The sequence below is a fragment of the Rhodococcus sp. ABRD24 genome, assembly GCF_004328705.1.
Taxonomy (GTDB): Bacteria; Actinomycetota; Actinomycetes; order Mycobacteriales; family Mycobacteriaceae; genus Prescottella.
Genome location: NZ_CP035319.1, coordinates 4256555 through 4279028, shown reverse-complemented (window position 1 = coordinate 4279028; position 22474 = coordinate 4256555). Strand labels below are relative to the sequence as shown.

Genomic DNA, 22474 nt, shown 5'->3' with positions numbered 1-22474 from the left:
TGAGCGCGCCGCTACTGTGAGCGGCGTGCCCACCGGACCGAACCACCCACGCCTCGACCGTCGTTCGTTCCTGCGGGCGGGCGTCGCGCTCGGCGGCGTCGCGTTGCTCACGGGCTGTGGTGAGGCCCTGCACGACCCGGGAGTTCCGCCACTGCCCGGCGGTGACACCGCCCCCGCGGACAAGGCGACCTGGCGCGTCCAGAGCGACCCACTGTCGGCGGCCACCGGTCAGGGAGCCCTCGACGGGCTGTCCGTCGCGGTCACCGACCTGTTCGCGATGCGCGGGCAACAGATCGGCGCCGGTAATCCGCGGTGGCTCGCACAGGCTCGAACCGAGCCGGTCACGGCTGCGGCCGTCAGCCGTCTCCTCACGCACGGCGCTGCGATCACCGGGCTCGCGCAGACCGTCGACTTCGGATTCGGCCACGCGGGGACGAACTCCCACTACGGCACCCCCGCCAACGCAGCAGCCGTGGGCCGAATCCCCGGCGGCGCAACCTCGGGAGCCACCACCGCTGTGGCACGCGGCACCGCCGACATCGGATTGGGACCGGACACATCCGGTTCGATCCGAATTCCGGCAGCCTTCCAGGGGCTGTACGGCTTCACTGCCACCCGCGGATTCGTTCCGACGGACGGCCTGATGCCGCTGTCCCCCACCCTGGACTCCATCGGCTGGGTGTGCGCCGGAGCCGCAACACTGGCCGCGGTCGGCGACGCATTGCTCCCCAGCACATCCGAGACCGGATTCGACTCGGCCGTCATCGCGCCAGGACTGCTCTCGGTCGCCGACGACCGGGTGCAGGCCTCGATGCAGGCCGCTGTCACCGGGTGGAGGCGGTCGTCGCTGCCTCGCCTGACCGAGAGCGACCTGGACATCGCGGATCTGCCGGACTGGCATGACGCCGTGATCGCGGTGCAGGGATACGAGGCGTGGCTCCAGCACGGCGACTGGTTGTCAACTGCCACCGGGGCACTCGGGGACGAGGCGCGGGAGAACTTCCTTGCTGCCGCGCAGGTCTCGGAGCCCACCTACCGGCGGCGCCTGACTCAGCTCGAGTCTGCCGCCGAAACAGTGCGCGCCTTCGTCGGGTCCCGGCTACTGATCCTGCCCACCACTTCGTCGCCTGCTCCGTTGTCGAGCAACGATCCGGGCGGCACCCGGATCTCGGCGATGCTGCGCGTGACAGGGATGCTCACCTCGGTGGCCACGGTCGCGGGCCTGCCCACCGCCACCGTCCCGCTGACGAGTCCGGACGGCCCGCCGGTGGGACTCTCCCTGATCGGCCCGTCCGGACGCGACCGGGATGTCCTCGCGGTCGCCCAGCGGGTCGCGACCACCAGCATCGCTAGTCGTACCTCCAACTAGCACGCCGCAGATCTTCGGCGGTGCGGACGCCGCGTCAGGCCCGGCGTGCGTGTACAGCGAGCGCGGGGACGATGAGAAGCGAGATGGCGGCACCGAGCAGGGCCAGCCACCCGTAACTGGTGGCGGCAACCATGAGACCGGACGACAGTCCTCCGCCCGCACCGGCGATCGCGATCGTCAGATCCACGGTGCCCTGCATGCGGGCACGGGTCGCAAGCGGTACAGCATCGGTGATGATCGCGGTTCCACTGATGAGCCCGAAGTTCCAGCCCAGCCCGAGTAGCGCAAGCGCGACCGCCAACGCCGGCACCGAATGCACGGGTGCGGCGGCGGCCGTGACACCAGCCGCCAACATAGTCACCGCGGCCGCGGCCGCCACGACCCGTGCGCCGAAGCGGTCCGCAAGCATCCCCGACAGCGGCGAGGGTAGGTACATCGCCGCGACGTGGATCGCGATGACCAGACCCGCGGCCCCGGTTCCGTGCCCGTGATGCTGCATGTGGATAGGAGTCATCGTCATGACCGCCACCATGACCAACTGAGTGACCACCATGACCGTCGTACCCAGCACGACTGACGGATTCCACGTTTGCACCGCGGAAGACAGAGCGGTGGTCCCGGTCGTGTCCTCCGCCGGACCGGAGGCCAGCTCGCGCGCGAGCAGCAGCGGATCCGGGCGCAGCATCACCCACAGCACGGCACCGGCGGCCGCGTATGCGGCGGCGGCCAAAATGAATGGTCCTGCAAGAGAGGGGATTCCGAGATGCTCGGCGAAGCCGCCCATCACCGTGACCAGATTCGGACCTACGACGGCACCAACCGTGGTCGCCACGAGCACGGTGCTCACCGCCCGGCCGCGACGGGACGGAGCCGCCAGATCTGCACCGGCGTAGCGAGCCTGCAGGTTGGTCGCGGTTCCTGCGCCGTAGACGAAGAGCGCGATCAGCAACAGCACGACATTGTCCGCGACTGCGGCCGCAACGACGCCCACACTGCCCAGCGCGCCGGTCCCGTAGCCGAGCGCGAGACCGGGCCGTCTTCCCAGGCGTTGCGAGATCCGGCCGACCGAGACCGCGGCAGCCGCCGAGCCGATCGTGAACAGCGCGCTCGGCACTCCAGCCAGGCCGGTTCCGCCCAGCATCTCCTGGGCCAGCAGAGCACCGACGGTGATCCCCGCGGCCAGCCCGGCGCCACTGAGGATCTGTGCCGCGACCAGGACCGTGAGGACACGGCGCTGGGCGGCAAGGACATCCGGGGCCACCGGGGCAGCGACCTCACTCATCGCGCGGCCACGCAGTGGCGCGGCGGTAGCTCTCCGAGGGGAATCGAGAGAGCACCGGATCGGTGCCCGAATGGACTGGTCATCTCGGGCGACGCCCCTCGGGCAGAGATCTCCGCCGACCGCTCCGTCCGGGCCTTCAGTTCCAGCAACGCCAACCGCTTTCCGTTCGCCATCGCCTCAGCGATACGCGCGAGCTGGTCGTACATGCTCGACTCTGATCCCGCATCATCCGTGTTCCGTCATTACTTGGAACAAGGGTATCCGCAGCGGTCCGGCCACTCGTCCACACCCCGACTGGCGGGTCCTTGTCGAGCTTGCCGGGTCTCGAAACGACCTATGCGCCGAGCAGTTCGGCCTTGCGGCGGGGCGAGGCGAAGGAGGCCTCGATCGAGTTCCTGGCCAGCTGCTCGACCTCGTCGTCCGTGAGAGCGAGCTGGGTGCGTAGCTGAGCAAGATTCTCACCGAGGTCGCCGCCGAAGTATGCGGGATCATCGGAGTTCACCGTGACCAGCAGACCCGCCTGCATCATCGTGCGAAGTGGATGGTCCGCCAGCGAATTCACCACCTGTAGGCGCACGTTCGACAGTGGGCACACCGTCAGAGGAATCCGCTCGTCGACGAGACGCTGCACCAGGGCGGGATCCTCGAGGCAGCGGACGCCGTGGTCGATGCGTTCGGCGCCGAGCAGGTCCAGGGCCTGCCAGATGTACTCGGGCGGCCCCTCCTCCCCCGCGTGCGCCACCGCGTGCAGCCCCTCGGCCCGGGCCCGTGCGAACACGTCCTCGAACAGCGTCGGCGGATAGCCGACCTCCGCCGAATCCAGGCCCACCCCGATGATCGGCGCCTGTAGCCGCAGGATCTCCCCGAGCACGTCGTCCGCGTCACGAACCGGCTGATCCCGCAGGAACGATGCGATCAGCCCACTGCTGAGACCGAACTCCCGCTCGCTCGCGGCGACCGCGTCGACGATGCCGTCGAGCACCTCCCTCAGCGGCACGCCCCGCGCCGTATGCGCCTGCGGATCGAAGAAGATCTCCGCGTGCTGCACTCCGGCCGCCGCCGCGCGCCGGAAGTAGTCCCTGGCGAGGTCCGCGAAGTCCTGCGCGGTCTGCAGCACGGCCATGTTCGCGTAGTACAGATCGAGGAACGACTGCAGATCGGTGAACCGGTACCGGCCCTCGAGATCGGCGAGATCGCTGTACGGCAAAGACACTCGGTTTCGCTCCGCGAGCGCGAAGATCAACTCCGGTCCGAGCGCACCCTCGAGGTGCATGTGCAGTTCGGCGAACGCGACAGCCATGTCGTCACCGACCCTTCCACACCGGCGCACGCTTCTCCGCGAACGCGGTCGCGCCCTCGATGGCGTCCTCGGACCCGAACACAGGGCCGATCACCTCGAGCTGCCGCGCGAACGCCTCGTCGTCCGACCAGTCACCGGATCGGACGATCACTTCCTTCGTCTTCGCCACGGCGAGTGGCCCGTTGACCGTGATCCGCTCGGCCAGTGCCAGCGCTCCCGTCAGCGCGCCACCCGGTTCGGTGAGCGTGTTGACGAGGCCGTATGCCAGCGCCTCCTCCGCGGTGAAGGGATCGCCGGTGAGCGCAAGCTCCATCGCCTTCTGGTACGGAATGCGTCTGGGCAGACGCAACAACCCACCGGCACCGGCGGCCAGTCCCCGCTTGACCTCCGGGATACCGAACTTGGCCTCGCGCGAGGCCACCACCAGATCGGTGGCGAGCACCAGTTCCGTTCCGCCGGCGAGTGCGTACCCCTCCACCGCGGAGATGATCGGCTTGCGCGGAGGTGCCTCCGTGAACCCGAGCCCCTTGCCCGGCACCACCACATTCTCACCGGCGACGAAGGCCTTGAGATCCATACCAGCGCAGAAGTTCCCACCCGCACCCGTGAGGACCGCCAGCGACAGCTCGGGATCTTCGTCCAGCTCGTCGACGGCAGCGGCCAAGCCGTGGCTCACGGCCGCGTTGACCGCGTTGCGCGCGTGCGGCCGGTTGATCGTGATCACCAGCACGCGGCCGCGACGCTCGAACAGGACCTCATCCGACATCTACGTTTCCCTTCGTCGTGGACCACGAACCCTCCAGCCACGCTCAGGTCCGTACAGGTGAGCCGGGGCCCAACAGGTCGGACCGGCCAGCTCGACTATATGACAGCCGTCACACTCCCGGCCGCCGTGAAGTCCGTGCCCATGACCCCCGGTCCGCCTCGGTGGTGTACGCACAACGGGTGCGCCGCGACAGACAGGTTCGTTTGCGACCGCACTACCGTTGTCCGAGTGGACGCACATCAGATCGACATCATCCGCCTCGCTTGGTCGCGGGAGTTCGGGCTCCCGGATCGGGCGCTGAGTGAGTCCGGCGTGCGGAGTGTCCGCGTCGACGACACCGCGAACAGAATCCTCTTCGTCCGGATCGCGGGGGCGGCGGCTCTCGTCGCCCCCGGCTGGGCGGTGGAACGTGCTGCCGACCACACCGACGACGAACTCGCTGACGGCCGCACGCTACTCACAGTCGCCAAAGGCCATGCCGGACGCAGTCCCGGGCCCGTGGAGCTCGGCTGGGCGGCGGACTTCGGAAAGGACGTCGCAGTGGAGGAACCGCTGGTCTCGCACGAGTCGGCGCACGTCATCGAACTCCAAGGGTTGTGCCCGCCCGACGACGTCGCGGAGGCCGGTCTGGCAGAAAAGCGCAACTGGTTCACCGTCCTCGACGAGGCGCACCACCCATTGGCCTCGGCGGGCTACACGGAGTGGCAGGGCATCGTCGCCGATATGGGCGCCCTCACGGCGCCCTCGGCGCGCCGCCACGGGTACGGATCGACTGCGGCCCGGCTGGCCACCAACGACGCACTCGACGCCGGACTGATCCCACAGTGGCGGGCCCACCGCGACAACGTTGCGTCGCGCCGGCTCGCCACACGACTCGACTACGAAGAACTCGGAACGTTCGTGTCGATCGCGGTGGCCCCCGGTACCGTGTGAGAAGAGGGCGAGAGACGGAGCTGATGCACCATGAGCGACGACAACACGACCGATGTGGGCGCGACCTTCGTGGAACCGGGTAGCGAGTTCACCCGCGACACCGCCTACATCACGACGCGGATCACCGCGGACGGCCGCGACGGCTATCCCGTCGAGCCGGGACGCTACCGTTTGATCGTCGCCCGCGCGTGCCCGTGGGCCAACCGGGCGATCATCGTGCGTCGGCTACTGGGGCTGGAAGGCGTTCTGTCCATGGGCATCTGCGGTCCCACTCACGACGAGCGCAGCTGGACGTTCGATCTCGATCCCGGTGCCGTCGACCCGGTATTGAAGATCCCTCGCCTGCAGGACGCGTACTTCGCCCGCTTCCCCGACTACCCGCGTGGGATCACGGTGCCCGCGATCGTGGAGATCTCGACCGGCCAGGTGGTGACCAACGACTTCCCACAGATCACGCTCGATCTCTCGACCGAGTGGAGGGAATTCCACCGCGACGGTGCGCCCGACCTGTATCCGGAGGCACTACGCGGCGAGATCGACGAGGTCTCGGAACGAGTGTTCCGCGACGTCAACAACGGTGTGTACCGGTGCGGGTTCGCCGGATCCCAGGAAGCCTACGAAAGCTCGTACGATCAGTTGTTCGCCGGGCTCGACTGGCTGACCGAGCGACTGTCCACTCAGCGGTTCCTGGTGGGCGACACCATCACCGAGGCCGATGTCCGTCTGTTCACGACACTCGTCCGGTTCGACGCGGTGTATCACGGTCACTTCAAGTGCAATCGCAGCAAACTCACCGAAATGCCGGTGCTGTGGAACTACGCGAGGGATCTGTTCCAGACGCCGGGCTTCGGCGACACCATCGACTTCACCCACATCAAGCAGCACTACTACATGGTCCACAAGGACATCAATCCGACACAGATCGTGCCGAAGGGGCCGGATCTGACGCACTGGCTCGAACCGCACGGACGCGAGGCGCTCGGCGGCCGACCGTTCGGCGACGGCACCGCACCGCACCCGCCTCGGCCGGACGAGGTTGTGCCCCTGTCGCACTGGGCCAGCGCGGAACGCGACTGAGAGCCTTTCTCCGGAAACTCCTCGGAAATTCCCCCTGTGCCACCACGCTTTCCGTGCGGTCGCCACGTTTTCCCTATAGTCGGGTGAGGTGTACACGGCGGTTCGCCGGACATCGAGGTGAGGACGGATGATGGCCGAAAAACAAGGGCGCGTGGAGAGCACCGTCGCCGCTGTGCTCGACAATGCAAGCCGTCTACAGGCGCCGGCGGTGGCCAAGTACGTCGAGCGGGTGCGCCTCGCGCATCCGGACGACAGTCCGGCGCAGATCGTCGCTCGAATGGAACGGATGTTCCTCACCGCTGTCACCGGCAGCGGCAGCGCTGTGGGCGCGACGGCGGCGGTACCGGCGGTCGGAACAATGGCATCGATCGCGGCTGTGGGCGCCGAGACCGCCTTCTTCCTGGAAGCATCGGCATTGCTGACGCTCGCGGTCGCGTCGGTGCACGGCATTTCGCCGCACGACCATCAGCAACGGCGTGCACTGGTGCTGACGGTCGCACTGGGCGAGGCCGGGATGGAGATCGTCGAACGGGCCACGGGCCTGACGGCCAGTAACTGGGCCAAGCTCGTCACGGGGCGCATTCCGGCGAGCACGATGCGGGCGATGAACAGTTCGCTCGTGCGCAAGTTCGTCACCAAGTACGCGGCCAAACGCAGCGCACTCGTTCTCGGCAAACTGCTCCCCGCCGGCGTCGGCGCGGTGATCGGCGGCGCAGGCAACCGTGCGATCGGGCGCGGGGTGATCGACAACGCCCGGGCGGCGTTCGGGCCGGCTCCGCAGCGCTGGCCGACCCCACTCGAATCGCTCGACGGTACGAAGCAGGATCCCCAGATCAAGCCCTGAACGACGACGCTGCCAGTGCTGCTGAACCGGCGGTTCCGGTCGGTACAGTTGTAGCCATGCCCGCGGATCTGCGTGTGTCGCTCACGCGACTGGCGGCGCTGTGCGCCCTGGTCTTCGGCGTGCTCGCGATGCACCACGTGACCACCGAAACCCTCACGGGCGTCGGTGCGGGCATGGGCGTGGATGCCGCCGACACGGCCTCGCTGCGCCAGCACCACGGCCCCGATCAGATATCGAGTTCGGGGGCAGATCCCGAGCCCGCACCGGTACATCCACCCGAACACAACAGCTTCCATATGTGCCTGGCAGTGTTGCTGACCGCGACGCTGGCCCTCGTGGTGTGGCTGCTCCTCTGGACTGGGCGCGAGCAGCGCGTCCGCCGCCACCGAACTGCGGGACGCGCCGGTCGGGCCGGTCGCGGCCCCCCATTCGCCGTTCCCACCTCGGTCTTTCTCTCGCTTCTGTGCGTCCTTCGGGTGTGACAGGGCCACTGCGGCGCGGCCACGGGCCGTTCCGGCCGCAGTCCGGTCCCCACCCGCGGTTCCGTTCCCACCGGGAGCTGGACCACCACACGAAGGAAGTCCCTCATGAACACCAATCGAATGCTCGCCACTGTCGGTGCTGCGGCTGCCGCCATCGCTCTCGTTGCCGGATGCTCAAACGACAACGGCTCGAGCAACTCGGCCAATTCGGCCACCAACGTGCCGACCACCACGTCGACAGCCATCTCGGGGACCACCGAGCAGGGCGGTACCCACAACGCTGCCGACGTCGAATATGTGCAGATGATGATCCCGCATCACGCGCAGGCGGTCGAGATGGCCGAGCTGGTTCCGAGCCGTAGCGGCAACCCTGAGGTCGTGGCCTTGGCCGCAAAGATCGAAGGCGCGCAGGCGCCGGAGATCGATCAGATGGAGGGCTGGCTGGAGGCTTGGGGCGCTCCCGAGCCGAACGCCGAGGCTCCCGGCGGCATGGAGCATGGCGGTATGCAGCCCGGCGCAACCACCAGCATGCCTGGGATGACGAGCATGCCGGGTATGAGCGGCGGAGAGCACGGGATGATGACGGGCCAGCAGATGCAGGCGATGGCCGACGCGAACGGCACCGAGTTCGACCGGATGTGGCTCGAGATGATGATCGCGCACCATCAAGGTGCTGTCGCCAGCTCCGAGCAGATCCTGCAGACGGGCTCGAATGAGCAGGTCCGTCAACTCGCGCAGCAGATCGTTTCCAGCCAGCAGGCGGAGATCACTCAGATGCAGGCGTTGCTGAACCAGTAACGGACCGGACAATCGCACACCCGGCGCGACGGACATCCCCACGCGCCGGGTGTGCAGCTCGCCGGCAAGCACCCCACAGGCAGCGCTTCACTCTCAGGGTGGCTGTCGATTCTCAGCGGTGTGCTTCCTCGACCCAGGAAAGATGCCTCCCACTCTTGTCGCAGACCCAGGTTCGGGAATCGTTGCTGTCAAGGTGGACGGTGTCGGTGAGCCAGTAGGTTTCGTCGGGCGCCCAGCCCGCGATGACGCTCGCTGTCTCGGCATCGACCTCGATCGCAGTGCCCGCAGCAGCCAGGTATCCCGCCACGGAGAGATGGACGCCCTCGTACCTCTCGGAGAGCCGCGACCAGTCGGGGATGACCCATCGTCCTGATCGTCCGGTGGTGCGGTACCAATCGTGCCGTTTCTGCGCGGTGACTTCCATGGGGAACTGCCTGCAGAGTTCTGCCCACGCGTGCGCACCGTCGACCTCGTAGACGCGAGCGCTTGAAGGAATGCTCACTCGCCGCGTGATGGCGCGCTCCCATCCCATGCTGTCCTCGACGAACCACAAGCCGGCCGGGGTTCCGTCGAACAACAGCCGGGTCGAACACCTTGTAGGTGGCGTCGACCACCACCAGCCGGACCAGCTCGCCGACGGATCCGCCGGACGATCGCGTTCCGCTCGCACTTCCTCCTCGACAGTCCGATCACGGTAGTCACGCAACAGTTCTGCGGCAGTCGAGTCAGCGGAATCCGCACCGTCCTCACTGAAGCCCACAGACCACTGATCGGTCGCAGCGGAGGTTGTCATCCACCACCGTGCATGCGGGGATCGTGCGATGTGGTCGGCGACGCGGCGAAGCTCACGTCGCACAGGATCGGCGCCGACGAGGATGTCTTCGCCGTCCGGATCCTGCCAGTACCGCGCAGCGTCCACCGCGTCGGCGAGGGCCGAGCGGAGCGAGACCGCCGTCACCTCGGGAAGCGGCACCTGGGATAGGCGTTGCGCCACATCGACAGCAGTGAGGACGGTCCGCTGAGCCTCTTCTGCGCCGGGCCCGTACAGCACGGGTGCACCTTCTCGACCGGACTCGAGGTGATACGACGCCAGAGACACCGCGTGATCGAACGAAGCACTGCAGAACTCGGTTTGCAGAGTTCGTTCGGCGTCCCTCGCATAGGCGAGGAGCATTCGAAGACCGCGTGGACCTGCCGACAGCACATCTGCTGTATTCATCTGCTCACGGTCTCAGGCTTGTCAGATTGAGGGGCCCGCCCGATCGGCAGTTCACCAGTCCGCTTCGGTGTAGCGGACGACACCACGGATGTTCTTGCCGTCGAGCATGTCCCGGTAGCCGTCGTTGACCTGCTCGAGTGAGTAGGTGTTGGTGATCATGTCCTCGAGATTGAGCAGGCCGGCCCGGTACAGGTTCAGCAGGTGCGGGATGTCCACACGGGTGTTGCAGCCACCGTAGATGTTGCCCTGCAGGCTCTTCTGCAGCATCGCGAAGGTGAACGCGTTGAGCTTGACGTCCATGTCCGCCATGTGGCCCATCGCGGTGATGACGCAGCGACCGTTCTTGGCAGTCAGCGTGAGGGCCGGGTCGACGTACTCGCCCTTCATCTCGCCGACCGTGATGATCGTCTTCTGGCACATCCGGCCCCAGGTGATCTCCATGATCGGCGCGATCGCCTCCTCCATCGAGGCGAAGGCGTGTGTGGCACCGAACTCGAGTGCCTGCTCGCGCTTGAACGGAACCGGGTCGATCGCGAACACGTGGCGTGCGCCCGATGCGACGGCACCCTGCAGTGCGCTCATGCCGACACCGCCGATGCCGATGATGGCAACCGAGTCACCGGCCTTGACGTCGGCGACGTTCGTGGCCGAACCCCATCCGGTCGGGACACCGCAGCCCACCAGCGCCGCAAGCTCGAACGGAATGTCCTTCTCGATCTTCACCGCTTGGGACTCGTGCACAGTCATGTACGGCGAGAAGGTGCCGAGCAGGCTCATCGGAATCACGTTCTCCCCGCGCGCCTGGATACGGTAGGTACCGTCGGCGATCGCCTGACCACTGAGCAGCCCCATGCCCAGATCACAGACGTTCGAATGGCCCGACGAACACGACGGGCAGCGACCGCACGCCGGGATGAACGAGAGGACGACGTGGTCGCCCACCTCGAGGTCCTTGACACCCTCGCCGACCTTGGTGATCACACCCGCGCCCTCGTGGCCACCCATCGCAGGGTACGACGCCATCGGCGTCGCACCGGTGACGATGTGGTGGTCGGAGTGGCACATGCCGGCGGCTTCCATGCGGATCTGCACCTCGCCGGCAACCGGATCACCGAGCTCGATCTCCTCGATCGACCACTTCTCGTTGATGCCCCACAGCAACGCACCCTTGGTCTTCATTGCAACACCCTCCCCATACGTGAACAACGACAGTTGTGACGATAGCCACAGATCGTACAAATTGGAACACGTTCTAGCTAGTTCCTACAAAACTACGGATAGCGGTATCAAGCAACCGAATTGGGGGGCGTTACATGTGTGGAATCGCAGGCTGGGTGGCATTCGACTCCGACCTGACCCGTCAACAGAGCGTCCTCGACGCGATGACCGACACAATGGCCTTGCGCGGGCCGGACGACAGCGGCACTTTCTTGCGCACTCACGCAGCGCTCGGGCATCGACGGCTCGCCATTATCGATCTGCCCGGCGGAGCGCAGCCGATGAGCGTGAGCACTCCCGCTGGAGACGTCGGGCTGGTGTACACAGGGGAGGCATACAACTACCGGGAACTGCGCGATCAACTGCGGGCCCTTGGCCATTCGTTCCGCACCGACAGTGACACCGAGGTAGTGCTACACGCATACCTGCAGTGGGGTGAGAGCGTCGTCGATCACCTCAACGGCATGTATGCCTTCGCGATCTGGGACCAGCGCGAGGAGAAGCTGGTGATGATCCGAGACCGCATGGGCATCAAGCCGTTCTACTACTACCCGACACCGGACGGCGTCCTGTTCGGGTCAGAGCCGAAGGCGATTCTGGCGAACCCACTGGCGCGCAAGGCCGTCGACTTCGACGGGGTTCGTGAGTTGTTTGCAATGGTCAAGGCACCGCGCAGCTCATTGTGGAAAGGCATGTACGAGGTGCAGCCTGGAACCCTGATCAGGTTGGACCGCAATGGAATCCACGAACGCACCTACTGGCGCCTGGAGACAGGCGAACATACGGACAGCACGGAGAAGTCCGTCGAGCGGGTGCGGGATTTGCTCACAGACATCGTCGACCGTCAGCTGATCTCCGATGTGCCACGATGCGTATTACTCTCGGGTGGGCTGGATTCCAGCGCAATCACCGGCCTGGCCGCGGCGAGCTTGGCCCGTCAAGGCGAGCAACTGCGAACTTTCTCGGTGGACTTCCTCCACCAGGAGCAGAACTTCGTTTCCGACGGGATACGCGACACCCCCGACTCTCCGTACGCGCGCGAGGTCGCGGCGTTGGTGGAGTCCGCGCATCAGGACGTGATGCTGAATTCGGCCGATCTGCTGGATCTTTCGGTGCGGCGTGCGGTGATCACCGCACGAGACATGCCCGGACTCGGCGATATGGATCTGTCGCTCTATCTGCTGTTCAAGGCGATTCGCGAGCAGTCGACGGTGGCGCTGTCGGGAGAATCGGCAGACGAGGTGTTCGGCGGCTACCCTTGGTTCCACGACGAGCGGGCGGTCAATGCGGGCACCTTCCCGTGGATGGCATTCACCACCGCGGACGACGCCCGCTGGGACGTCCTGAGTCCAGAGCTGCGAGAACGGTTGGATATCGACAGCTACATTGCCGACCAATACGCCGCGGCGTGCGCGGAGGTCGAACACCTGCCCGGTGAATCCGAGGCGGAGCGCCGCATGCGCGAGGTGTGCTACCTGCATCTGACCCGGTTCGTGCGAATCCTCCTCGACCGCAAGGATCGTGTTTCGATGGCGGTCGGCCTGGAGGTTCGGGTGCCGTTCTGCGATCATCGCCTCATCGAGTACGTCTACAACACTCCGTGGCCGCTCAAGACCTTCGACGGCCGCGAAAAGAGCCTGCTACGCCACGCCACGAAACATGTGCTCCCGCAATCGGTCGTCGATCGGGTGAAGAGCGGGTACCCATTGACCCAGGATCCGACTTACGCAACGAACCTGCAGCAGCTTTCGAAGGAGATCCTGTCCGAGACCAATTCGCCGCTGTTCGACCTGATCGACCGGACCTGGATGCAACAGCTGGTGGCACAAGATCCGATGCGGATGGATCCGGCTACCCGGGCGAGCCTGGATCGCGCCATCGACATCTACACCTGGCTCGACCTGTACAGGCCGGAGCTTGATTTGGCATGAGGATGAGTGACGCGTGCGCGATTCTCTACTCCTCATATGGTCGGATCGGGAGGTGACCCTGTTCCCGAGACCATTGCGGCGGATGTGGGCTGATTTCGGCCGGCATCCAAATGTGACTTGAAGTACGGCTACTACGGGTCCCGCCCAGCCACGGACTGTCGGCCCGCCGGACTACCGTTGATCGCGATGGTTACACGAGAGGCGACATCGGCGGCCGGCGGGCACCGCGGCTGGATACGACGGCTGAGCGCGGAGTGCTGGAATCACCGCGCCACCACCATCGGGGCGCTGACGGTGACGGTGATCGCCGCCGTCATCGACATCGCATTCCCCCTGCTCACCAAGGTGGCGCTCGACGCCGCGTCGGGTGGCCGGTCCACGGCCACCACCGTGATCGCGGGCATCGCGGGCGTTATCGCCGCTCTCGCGTTCGTGCGGTTCGGCTGTCAGTTCGGACGGCGAATGCTGGCTGGACGTCTGTCCCTCGACGTCCAGCACGACCTTCGGCTGGGCTTGCTGGCGTCGCTGCAGCGGCTCGACGGGCGCGGTCAGGACCAGATCCGCACCGGGCAGGTTGTTTCCCGTTCGATCACCGATCTGCAGCTGGTGCAGGGTCTGCTGGCGATGGCCCCGATGTCCGCCGGCGTCGTGCTGCAGTTCGTCCTCGCTCTCGGGATCATGGCGTGGCTGTCGCCGCTGCTGACGGTCGTCGCGCTGGTAGTGGTGCCCGCGGTCGCACTGGTGGTCTACGCGGTGCGGCCGAAACTGTTCGCCGCGACCTGGTCTGCCCAGCAACGCGCCGCCGACCTCGCCCAGCACGTCGAGGAGACCGTCACCGGCGTCCGGGTCGTCAAAGGTTTCGGGCAGGAGTCGCGGGCGGTGGACCAGCTCGAGGATCTCGGCCGGACCCTGTACGCCGAGCGGCTGCGCGCAGCCCGGATCAACGCGCGGTTCACGCCCTCGATGGCGGCGCTGCCGCAGCTCGGACTGGTCGGTGTCGTCGCCCTCGGCGGCTACCTCGCACTGCACGGCTCGATCACCGTCGGCACCTTCCTCGCATTCGCGGCGTACGTCGCGACGATGACCGCAGCCACCCGCACGCTCTCGCAGGTGGTGATCATGGCGCAGCTGTCGCGGGCCGCGGTCGAACGCGTCTACGAGGTGATCGACACCGAACCGGACGTCGCAGATCCGGAACACCCCGTACGCCTGCCCGACGGCGCACTCGGCGTCGAGTTGCGGGGCGTCACGTTCGGCTTCGAGGACGGACGTGAGGTCCTGGACGGTCTGGACCTGTCCATCTCGCCCGGTGAGTCCGTCGCCGTCGTCGGCCGCGCCGGCTCCGGCAAGACCGCGCTGTCGCTACTCCTTCCGCGCTTCTACCGTCCGAGTGCCGGAACCGTGTCGCTGACCAGCGGCGCCGAGACGATCGACGTGTCGACGGTGTGCGCCGACCAACTCCGGGAGGCCGTCGGCCTCGTGTTCGACGAGCCGTTCCTGTTCTCCGACACGATCGCCGCCAACATTGCACTGGGCAGGCCTGAAGCCTCGGCCGAGGAGATCCGCACCGCGGCCCGGCTCGCCCAGGCCGACGAGTTCGTCGAGGCCCTGCCCGACGGCTACGACACCATCGTCGGCGAGCGTGGTCTGACGCTCTCCGGCGGCCAACGGCAGCGCGTCGCGCTGGCCCGCGCCTTGCTGGTGGATCCGCGAGTTCTGATCCTCGACGACGCGACGTCGGCAGTGGACGCGACCACCGAGGCCGCGGTCTTCGAAGCCCTGCGGGCCGGGCGCCAGCGGACAACCCTGATCCTCGCGCACCGGCGGTCCACGCTGACCCTCGCCGATCGCGTCGCGGTCCTCGACGGAGGCCGCATCGTCGACATCGGCACCGTCGACGAACTCGACGACCGCTGCCCGCTGTTCCGCACGCTCCTCGCTGCACCGGATCCCCTCATGCCGGCAGCCGACGGAGATGCCACCCGGACCGTCGCCGAGCCGACCGAGGCCGAGCTGTGGCCGAACGTGCTCGCACAGGACCACCTTCCTGCGGCCACGACAGCGGCCGGGAGCGGATCCGGCGGCGGCCACGGCGGCCACGGCGGCCCCGGCGCGATGGGCAGCGCGATGGGCGGCGTCGCCGTGACGCCCGAGCTACGGCAGGCAGTTGACGCCCTGCCGCCCGCCGATGAGGACCCGCACACCGACACCACTCGCCTGCGCCGGTCCGATCCCGAATTCGAACTCTCCCGGCTACTGCACCCGGTGCGGTGGATTCTGGCTGGCGTCATCGCGTGCCTGGCACTGGACTCGCTGATCGGCATCGCTTTTCCGTCGATCGTCCGGTATGCGATCGACCACGGCGTCGCCCCGGGAGAGCCTGGACCACTGTGGGCCGCGACCGCCGTCGGCACGCTGCTCGCGGTCATCGGCTGGCTCGTCGTCGCGGTGCTCACGGTGATCACCGCCCGCGCCGGTGAACGGGTGCTGTTCGGACTCCGCATCCGCAGCTATGCACACCTGCAGCGGCTCGGCCTCGATTACTACGAGCGGGAGCTGTCCGGACGGATCATGACGCGGATGACGACCGACGTCGACGCACTGTCCTCGTTCATCCAGACCGGGCTGTCCACTGCGGTCGTCAGTCTGCTGACCCTGGCGGGAATCGCGATCGCGCTGCTGGTCACCGACGCCACGCTCGCCCTGGTCGCGCTCGCCGCCCTGCCCCCGCTGATCGTGGCAACGCTCGTCTTCCGGCGCGTGTCCGGCTCCGCCTACTCGGTTTCCCGCGAGCGAATCTCGCTGGTGAACGCCGAATTTCAGGAGAACATCGCGGGTCTGCGGGCCGCGCAGGCCTACCGCCGCGAGGACTTCGCCGCCCGTCGGTTCGCCGAGCGAGCCGACAGTTACCGGCGCAGCCGCATGCGCTCGCAGCGCGCAATCTCGGTGTACTTCCCGTTCATCACCCTGCTGTCGGATCTCGCGCTGGCCGCGGTCGTGTCGGTGGGTGCACAGCGGGTCGCCGACGGCTCCGCGACCGCCGGCACACTGGTGGCGTTCGTGCTGTACCTGGCGCTGTTGTTCGGGCCGATTCAGCAGCTGTCGCAGGTGTTCGACGGCTACCAACAGGCCGACGTCGGACTGCGGCGGATCGCAGACCTGCTGGCCACCCCGAGTTCCATCGAGACGGCGGACCAGGCCGATACGGTCCGCCTCGACGGCCACCTCCGAGGCGACCTGCTCTTCGACTCGGTGAGCTTCCGCTACCGGGGCGCGGAAACGGACGCACTGACCGGAATCGACCTGCACGTACCGGCGGGAACGACGGTCGCGCTGGTTGGCCGGACCGGGGCCGGCAAATCGACCGTGGTCAAGCTTCTCGCCCGGTTCTACGACCCGACGGACGGATCCGTCCGGGTCGACGACGTCGATCTGCGCCGCTACCCCCTGCACGCTTTCCGCGGCCGCCTGGGCGTCGTCCCGCAGGAGGCACACCTGTTCACCGGCACCGTCGCCTCCAACATCGCGTACGGTCGGCCGGATGCGAGCCGGTCCGAGATCGAGGCCGCCGCGCGGGCGGTGGGAGCGCTACCGGCCATCGCGGCGCTGCGCGACGGAATGCACCAGCCGATCGGCGAACGCGGCCAGGGCCTGTCTGCCGGACAACGGCAGCTGATCGCACTCGCCCGAGCCGAACTGGTCGATCCCGACCTGCTGCTACTCGACGAGGCGACCGCCACCCTCGATCCGGCGACCGAGCGGACCGTCCTCGAATCAAACCGAATGGTCACCCGAAAGCGCACGTCAGTGGTAGTGGCCCACCGGCTCGCGACGGCCGCTCAGGCCGATCTCATCGTCGTCGTCGATGGCGGGCGCATCGTCGAATCCGGTGCTCACGCCACACTTCGGCACGCAGGTGGCCACTACTCGAGACTCTGCGATGCAGCAGAGCGCAGCGGGGGGAATAATCCATGGTCGACAACCGTCATCGATGGTGACCCCATCGCAACAATGTGAGACAGCTGACACGAGTTGGACCCGATGCCCACACCCAACGCGCGGCGGCTAGCCTCATGTGTATAGGCGCTCTGATCGGGTACCGGATATAGAAACGAGGCGAACACCTGCCGTGAGCAGCAGCTCTACTTCCCAGTTCGGACAGAACCAGTGGTTGGTTGACGAGATGTACCAACGCTTCCAGGATGACCCATCATCCGTGGACGCGAGTTGGCACGAGTTTCTGACGGATTACTCGCCTGATGCGGCGAATGCGGGCGGGAACGGACAGGCGCTCGAGGGCGCCGGTGATACAGCGCCCAAGACTTCGAACGGCTCCGCAGCCCGCGCCCCAGCTGCTCCGGCTGCGGCCGCCGCTGCTCCGGCACCGAAGGTTGCGCCGCCTGCTCCAGCCGCCGCAGTGCCCCCCGCGACTCCGAAGGCCGCAACCCCTCAGACTGCAACCCCGAAGGTCGCGGCCCCCAAGCCGGAACCCGCCAAGTCCACCGCCTCGGACGCCCCGGTTGCGAACGCCAACCAGGTGCTGCGCGGCGCGGCCGCGACGGTTGCCCGCAATATGTCCGCGTCGTTGAGTATTCCGACCGCCACCAGTGTTCGCGCCATCCCTGCGAAGCTGATGTTCGACAACCGGATCGTCATCAACAACCACCTCGCCCGTACCCGTGGCGGAAAAATCTCGTTCACCCACATCCTGGGTTACGCGATCGTGCAGGCGGTCAACGCGTTCCCGAACATGAACCGGCACTTCGCCGAGATCGACGGCAAGCCCCACGTCGTCACCCCGGCACAGACCAACCTCGGTCTGGCCATCGATCTGCCCGGCAAGAACGGCAGCCGCTCGCTGGTCGTCGCCGCCATCAAGGGCACCGAATCGATGAACTTCGTACAGTTCTACGGCGCCTACGAGGATATCGTCCGCCGCGCGCGGGACGGCAAGCTCACGGCCGAGGACTTCTCCGGTGTCACGATCTCGCTGACCAATCCCGGCGGCATCGGCACCGTCCACTCCGTGCCGCGCCTGATGCAGGGCCAGGGCGCCATCATCGGTGCCGGTGCGATGGAGTACCCGGCCGAGTTCCAGGGTGCGAGCGACGAGCGCATCGCGGAGATGGGCGTCGGCAAACTGATGACGCTGACCTCCACCTACGATCACCGGATCATCCAGGGCGCCGAGTCCGGCGACTTCCTCCGGACCATCCACAACCTGCTGATCAGCGACGAGTTCTACGACGAGATCTTCCACTCGCTGCACATCCCCTACGAGCCGGTCCGCTGGCGCAAGGATGTGCCGGAGGGCGCCGTCGACAAGAGCACCCGCGTGCTCGAGATGATCGCGGCGTACCGCAACCGCGGCCACCTGATGGCCGACACGGACCCGTTGCAGTTCGTCAAGGACAAGTTCCGCAGCCACCCGGATCTGGACGTCACCAGCCACGGTCTGACGCTGTGGGATCTCGATCGCGAGTTCAACGTCGGCGGCTTCCACGGCCAGTCGCGGATGAAGCTGCGCGATGTGCTGTCGATCCTGCGCGACGCGTATGCCCGCCACATCGGTGTCGAGTACACGCACATCCTCGAGCCGGAGCAGCAGGCATGGCTGCAGGAGCGCGTCGAGGCCAAGCACGTCAAGCCGACGGTCGCGCAGCAGAAGTACATCCTGAGCAAGCTCAACGCGGCCGAGGCGTTCGAGACGTTCCTGCAGACCAAGTACGTCGGCCAGAAGCGCTTCTCGCTCGAGGGCGCCGAGTCCGTCATCCCGATGATGGACGCCGTGATCGACCAGAGTGCCGAGCACGGCCTCGACGAGGTCGTCATCGGCATGCCGCACCGCGGTCGCCTCAACGTGCTCGCGAACATCGTCGGCAAGCCGTACTCGAAGATCTTCACCGAGTTCGAGGGCAACATGAACCCGGCGGCCGCGCACGGCTCCGGCGACGTGAAATACCACCTGGGCGCCGAGGGCACCTACATCCAGATGTTCGGCGAGAACGACATCAAGGTTTCGCTCACCGCAAACCCGTCGCACCTCGAAGCCGTGGACCCGGTCCTCGAAGGCCTGGTCCGCGCCAAGCAGGACCTCCTCGACAAGGGCCAGGACGGCTTCACCGTGCTGCCACTGATGCTCCACGGCGACGCGGCCTTCGCGGGCCAGGGTGTCGTGGCCGAGACCCTGAACCTCGCGCTGCTGCGCGGCTACCGCACCGGCGGAACCGTGCACATCGTGGTCAACAACCAGGTCGGCTTCACCACCGCCCCCGAGCACTCGCGCTCGTCCGAGTACTGCACCGATGTCGCGAAGATGATCGGCGCGCCGGTCTTCCACGTCAACGGCGACGACCCCGAGGCCTGTGTCTGGGTGGCGCAGCTCGCCGTCGACTTCCGCGAGAAGTTCGGCAAGGACGTCGTGATCGACATGATCTGCTACCGCCGTCGCGGTCACAACGAGGGCGACGACCCGTCGATGACGCAGCCGGCGATGTACGACCTCATCGACACCAAGCGCAGCGTCCGCAAGAGCTACACCGAGTCCCTGATCGGGCGCGGCGACATCTCGCTCAAGGAAGCCGAAGACGCCCTGCGCGACTACCAGGGTCAGCTCGAGCGGGTGTTCAACGAGGTGCGCGAGCTCGAGAAGTTCAAGCCCGAACCGTCGGAGTCGGTGGAGCTGGACCAGACGCCGCCGGCGCGCCTGACCACCGCCGTCGACAAGTCGGTGCTCGAGCGGATCGGCGACGCGTTCGTCAACGTCCCCGAGGGCTTCACGGTGCACCCGCGCGTCAAGCCGGTCATCGAGAAGCGCCGCGAGATGTCCCGCGAGGGCAACATCGACTGGGCATTCGCAGAGTTGCTGGCGTTCGGTTCGCTGGTCGAGCAGGGCGCGCTGGTGCGCCTCACCGGTCAGGACTCGCGTCGTGGCACGTTCACGCAGCGCCACTCGGTGCTCATCGACCGAAAGACCGGCGACGAGTACAACCCGATCGCCGAGATCGCTGCGAACGCCGACAACGGCGGCAAGTTCATGGTCTACGACTCGGCGCTCACCGAGTACGCGGGCGTGGGCTTCGAGTACGGCTACTCGGTGGGCAACCCCGACGCGCTCGTGCTGTGGGAGGCGCAGTTCGGTGACTTCGTCAACGGCGCGCAGACCATCATCGACGAGTTCATCTCGTCCGGCGAGGCCAAGTGGGGCCAGCTCTCCGATGTCGTGCTGCTGCTGCCGCACGGCCATGAGGGCCAGGGCCCGGACCACACCTCCGGCCGGATCGAGCGGTTCCTGCAGCTGTGCGCCGAGGGCTCGATGACCGTCGCGGTACCGTCCACGCCGGCCAGCTACTTCCACCTGCTGCGTCGCCATCACCTCGACGGCATCCGCCGCCCGCTGGTGGTGTTCACGCCGAAGTCCATGCTGCGCAACAAGGCTGCCGTCAGCACCCTCGAGGACTTCACCACGGGCAAGTTCCGGTCGGTGTTCGAGGAGCCCGCATACGAGACCGACAGCGCCGACCGCGCCAAGGTCAAGCGCGTGCTGCTGACCTCGGGCAAGCTGTACTGGGAGCTGCTCGCAAAGAAGCACAAGGACAACCGCGACGACATTGCGATCGTCCGGATCGAGCAGCTGTACCCGGTGCCGCGCCGTCGCATCGCCGAGACCCTCGACCGCTACCCGAATGTCACCGAGTTCAACTGGGTGCAGGAGGAGCCGGCGAACCAGGGCGCGTGGCCGTTCCTGGGTCTGGCCCTGCCGGAGCTGTTGCCGGAGAAGCTGTCCGGGATCAAGCGCGTGTCGCGTCGTGCGATGTCCGCGCCGTCCTCGGGTTCGAGCAAGGTCCACGCGGTGGAGCAGCAGGAGATCATCGACGAGGCCTTCAAGCCCGCGGTGTGAGCCCTGCTTCATGACACATGATCTGCCACTACGCCGGGTCGAACTCGCTCCTCGGAGCGGGTTCGACCCGGCGTCTTGGTATTTCGGGCTGCCGGCGATCGCGCGGGTACGCGAGCGCGGGATCCACTTCCGCAGCCCAGTGACGGTGATCGTCGGCGAGAACGGCGTCGGCAAATCGACACTGGTGGAGGCCGTCGCCGCAGCCTGGCAGGATGGGTTCACGGGAGCGCAGGATCGGCTGTGGTCCGCCGGTCACAGCGCCGAGGACAGCGATCTGGGGCGCCATCTGAGGTGTATCGGTGCCGAACCCAAGCCGTACGGCGGTTGCTTCCTGCGGGCCGAATCTATGCACGCTCTCTTCGACGGCGCCGACGCCACGCGGGTGCGCCCATCCGATCAGGCGCTCAACGAGCTTTCGCACGGACAGTCGTTCCTCCGATACGTCGCCGACCGCCCCATCGGGATAGGGCTGTGGATCCTCGACGAGCCCGAGGCGGCACTGTCGTTCCAGTCGTGTCTGGCCCTGCTGGGCGTGATCACAGATCTGGCAGCAGAGGGATCCCAGGTGATTCTCGCGACGCACTCCCCGCTGCTGGCGGCCTGCCAGGGAGCGGACATCTGGGAACTCACCGAGGACGGGATCGAGTACCCCGCGTGGGAGGAATTGGCCCTCGTGCGCGACTGGCGCTCGTTCCTGGCTGAGCCGGAACGCTTCCTGCGCCACCTCTGAAGAGCCGCGGCTACCCCCCGAGCAGTGCCGCCGCCATGTCCGTGCTCAACGCGACGGCGGGCAGGGCCGACACCAACAGCTCGATCAGCTCGTCCCGCGCGATGCGCGGATCACGCAACCAACTGATGGTCGCTTCCTCGACGAATGCGATCCAACCCCGAACGGAGAGCTCGATCCGCGGGTTCGGTGCGATTCCGAGAGTCGGCAGCTGTTCGATCACCCGGCTCGCCATCGCTGCGCGCGTCTGCTCGAAGACCTCGCGCATCTCAGGATCGCCGCTGGCGGTCCCGCGCAGCAGCGAGACGTAGGTGTCGCGGTTCTCCGAGACGTAATCCACGTACGACGCCATGACGTCCCGCAGGATCTCGATCGGCTCGAGGTTCGGATCGGGGGCCGTCCGGGCCAGCATCTCGGCGCTGGTGTGGCGGACGATCTCGACGTGGAAGTCGTGTTTCGACGCGAAATAGTGGAACAGCAGACCGCGGGACACCCCGGCCTGGTCGGCAATGTCCTCGACCGAGATCTGTTCGAGCGGCCGTCCGGCAAGCATGCGCACCCCCAGGTCGATGAGCTGTGCGCGCCGCTCCTGAGGGCTGAGCCGCGTCCGTTTGGCGCCTTCCATGGA

Annotated in this window: 16 protein-coding genes; 10 read left to right on the top strand and 6 right to left on the bottom strand. The window is 66.9% G+C overall.

Annotated elements, in window-relative coordinates:
• Positions 1–25: 25 nt before the first annotated feature.
• Positions 26–1369: an amidase family protein gene (locus ERC79_RS19165; RefSeq protein WP_131579980.1), complete on the top strand. Its 1344-nt coding sequence runs from the start codon at positions 26–28 to the stop codon at positions 1367–1369.
• 34 nt (positions 1370–1403) lie between these two features.
• Here ERC79_RS19165 and ERC79_RS19160 read toward each other — a convergent pair whose 3' ends face one another.
• The 3 genes from ERC79_RS19160 to ERC79_RS19150 all read right to left on the bottom strand — a co-directional run bounded on the left by ERC79_RS19160 (position 1404) and on the right by ERC79_RS19150 (position 4717).
• Complete coding sequence (locus tag ERC79_RS19160; protein ID WP_131579979.1) at positions 1404–2651, bottom strand: MFS transporter; 1248 nt, start codon at positions 2649–2651, stop codon at positions 1404–1406.
• 334 nt (positions 2652–2985) lie between these two features.
• Positions 2986–3951, bottom strand: a complete 966-nt coding sequence (locus tag ERC79_RS19155) for an adenosine deaminase (protein ID WP_131579978.1) — start codon at positions 3949–3951, stop codon at positions 2986–2988.
• 4 nt (positions 3952–3955) lie between these two features.
• Entirely contained in the window at positions 3956–4717 is a 762-nt protein-coding gene (locus tag ERC79_RS19150; RefSeq protein WP_131579977.1) for a crotonase/enoyl-CoA hydratase family protein, read from the bottom strand.
• Between the two features lie 228 nt (positions 4718–4945).
• Here ERC79_RS19150 and ERC79_RS19145 point away from each other — a divergent pair, with 228 nt between their 5' ends.
• The 5 genes from ERC79_RS19145 to ERC79_RS19125 all read left to right on the top strand — a co-directional run bounded on the left by ERC79_RS19145 (position 4946) and on the right by ERC79_RS19125 (position 8851).
• A complete protein-coding gene (locus ERC79_RS19145; RefSeq protein ID WP_131579976.1) occupies positions 4946–5650 on the top strand; it encodes a GNAT family N-acetyltransferase in 705 nt (234 codons plus the stop codon).
• Between the two features lie 30 nt (positions 5651–5680).
• Complete coding sequence (locus tag ERC79_RS19140) at positions 5681–6727, top strand: glutathione S-transferase C-terminal domain-containing protein (protein WP_131579975.1); 1047 nt, start codon at positions 5681–5683, stop codon at positions 6725–6727.
• A gap of 130 nt (positions 6728–6857) precedes the next feature.
• Positions 6858–7571 carry a hypothetical protein gene (locus tag ERC79_RS19135; protein ID WP_131581338.1) on the top strand — a complete coding sequence of 238 codons (714 nt, stop codon included), beginning with the start codon at positions 6858–6860 and terminating at the stop codon, positions 7569–7571.
• 56 nt (positions 7572–7627) lie between these two features.
• A complete protein-coding gene (locus ERC79_RS19130) occupies positions 7628–8053 on the top strand; it encodes a DUF6153 family protein (protein ID WP_131579974.1) in 426 nt (141 codons plus the stop codon).
• A 105-nt stretch (positions 8054–8158) separates the two neighbouring features.
• A complete protein-coding gene (locus tag ERC79_RS19125) occupies positions 8159–8851 on the top strand; it encodes a DUF305 domain-containing protein (protein WP_131579973.1) in 693 nt (230 codons plus the stop codon).
• Positions 8852–8963: 112 nt separating this feature from the next.
• Here the strand turns inward: ERC79_RS19125 and ERC79_RS19120 are convergent, their stop codons facing one another.
• Complete coding sequence (locus ERC79_RS19120) at positions 8964–10070, bottom strand: hypothetical protein (protein WP_242676641.1); 1107 nt, start codon at positions 10068–10070, stop codon at positions 8964–8966.
• A 51-nt stretch (positions 10071–10121) separates the two neighbouring features.
• The gene (locus ERC79_RS19115; RefSeq protein ID WP_131579972.1) at positions 10122–11249 is read right to left on the bottom strand and encodes an NDMA-dependent alcohol dehydrogenase; all 1128 of its coding nucleotides are present in this window, start codon (positions 11247–11249) and stop codon (positions 10122–10124) included.
• Between the two features lie 134 nt (positions 11250–11383).
• Between ERC79_RS19115 and asnB the strand changes: the two genes are divergently transcribed.
• The 4 genes from asnB to ERC79_RS19095 all read left to right on the top strand — a co-directional run bounded on the left by asnB (position 11384) and on the right by ERC79_RS19095 (position 21849).
• Positions 11384–13219 (top strand): asparagine synthase (glutamine-hydrolyzing), encoded by a 1836-nt coding sequence (gene asnB / locus ERC79_RS19110; RefSeq protein ID WP_131579971.1) that lies wholly within the window; start codon positions 11384–11386, stop codon positions 13217–13219.
• A 186-nt stretch (positions 13220–13405) separates the two neighbouring features.
• Complete coding sequence (locus tag ERC79_RS19105) at positions 13406–17236, top strand: ABC transporter ATP-binding protein (protein ID WP_131579970.1); 3831 nt, start codon at positions 13406–13408, stop codon at positions 17234–17236.
• Between the two features lie 112 nt (positions 17237–17348).
• On the top strand, positions 17349–21119 hold the full coding sequence (locus ERC79_RS19100; RefSeq protein WP_131579969.1) for a multifunctional oxoglutarate decarboxylase/oxoglutarate dehydrogenase thiamine pyrophosphate-binding subunit/dihydrolipoyllysine-residue succinyltransferase subunit: 3771 nt from the start codon (positions 17349–17351) through the stop codon (positions 21117–21119).
• Positions 21120–21129: 10 nt separating this feature from the next.
• The gene (locus tag ERC79_RS19095; RefSeq protein ID WP_131579968.1) at positions 21130–21849 is read left to right on the top strand and encodes an AAA family ATPase; all 720 of its coding nucleotides are present in this window, start codon (positions 21130–21132) and stop codon (positions 21847–21849) included.
• Between the two features lie 10 nt (positions 21850–21859).
• Here ERC79_RS19095 and ERC79_RS19090 read toward each other — a convergent pair whose 3' ends face one another.
• Positions 21860–22471, bottom strand: a complete 612-nt coding sequence (locus ERC79_RS19090) for a TetR/AcrR family transcriptional regulator (RefSeq protein WP_131579967.1) — start codon at positions 22469–22471, stop codon at positions 21860–21862.
• Between the last annotated feature and the right edge of the window lie 3 nt (positions 22472–22474).

What these genes read in the sequence shown, in the direction of transcription:
- ERC79_RS19130 (WP_131579974.1), top strand. Translation starts at nt 7,628, where the DNA reads ATGCCCGCGGATCTGCGTGTGTCGCTCACGCGACTGGCGGCGCTGTGC.
- asnB (WP_131579971.1), top strand. Translation starts at nt 11,384, where the DNA reads ATGTGTGGAATCGCAGGCTGGGTGGCATTCGACTCCGACCTGACCCGT.
- ERC79_RS19115 (WP_131579972.1), bottom strand. Translation starts at nt 11,249, where the DNA reads ATGAAGACCAAGGGTGCGTTGCTGTGGGGCATCAACGAGAAGTGGTCG.
- ERC79_RS19135 (WP_131581338.1), top strand. Translation starts at nt 6,858, where the DNA reads ATGGCCGAAAAACAAGGGCGCGTGGAGAGCACCGTCGCCGCTGTGCTC.
- ERC79_RS19160 (WP_131579979.1), bottom strand. Translation starts at nt 2,651, where the DNA reads ATGAGTGAGGTCGCTGCCCCGGTGGCCCCGGATGTCCTTGCCGCCCAG.
- ERC79_RS19140 (WP_131579975.1), top strand. Translation starts at nt 5,681, where the DNA reads ATGAGCGACGACAACACGACCGATGTGGGCGCGACCTTCGTGGAACCG.
- ERC79_RS19120 (WP_242676641.1), bottom strand. Translation starts at nt 10,070, where the DNA reads ATGAATACAGCAGATGTGCTGTCGGCAGGTCCACGCGGTCTTCGAATG.
- ERC79_RS19105 (WP_131579970.1), top strand. Translation starts at nt 13,406, where the DNA reads ATGGTTACACGAGAGGCGACATCGGCGGCCGGCGGGCACCGCGGCTGG.
- ERC79_RS19150 (WP_131579977.1), bottom strand. Translation starts at nt 4,717, where the DNA reads ATGTCGGATGAGGTCCTGTTCGAGCGTCGCGGCCGCGTGCTGGTGATC.
- ERC79_RS19090 (WP_131579967.1), bottom strand. Translation starts at nt 22,471, where the DNA reads ATGGAAGGCGCCAAACGGACGCGGCTCAGCCCTCAGGAGCGGCGCGCA.
- ERC79_RS19125 (WP_131579973.1), top strand. Translation starts at nt 8,159, where the DNA reads ATGAACACCAATCGAATGCTCGCCACTGTCGGTGCTGCGGCTGCCGCC.
- ERC79_RS19155 (WP_131579978.1), bottom strand. Translation starts at nt 3,951, where the DNA reads ATGGCTGTCGCGTTCGCCGAACTGCACATGCACCTCGAGGGTGCGCTC.
- ERC79_RS19095 (WP_131579968.1), top strand. Translation starts at nt 21,130, where the DNA reads ATGACACATGATCTGCCACTACGCCGGGTCGAACTCGCTCCTCGGAGC.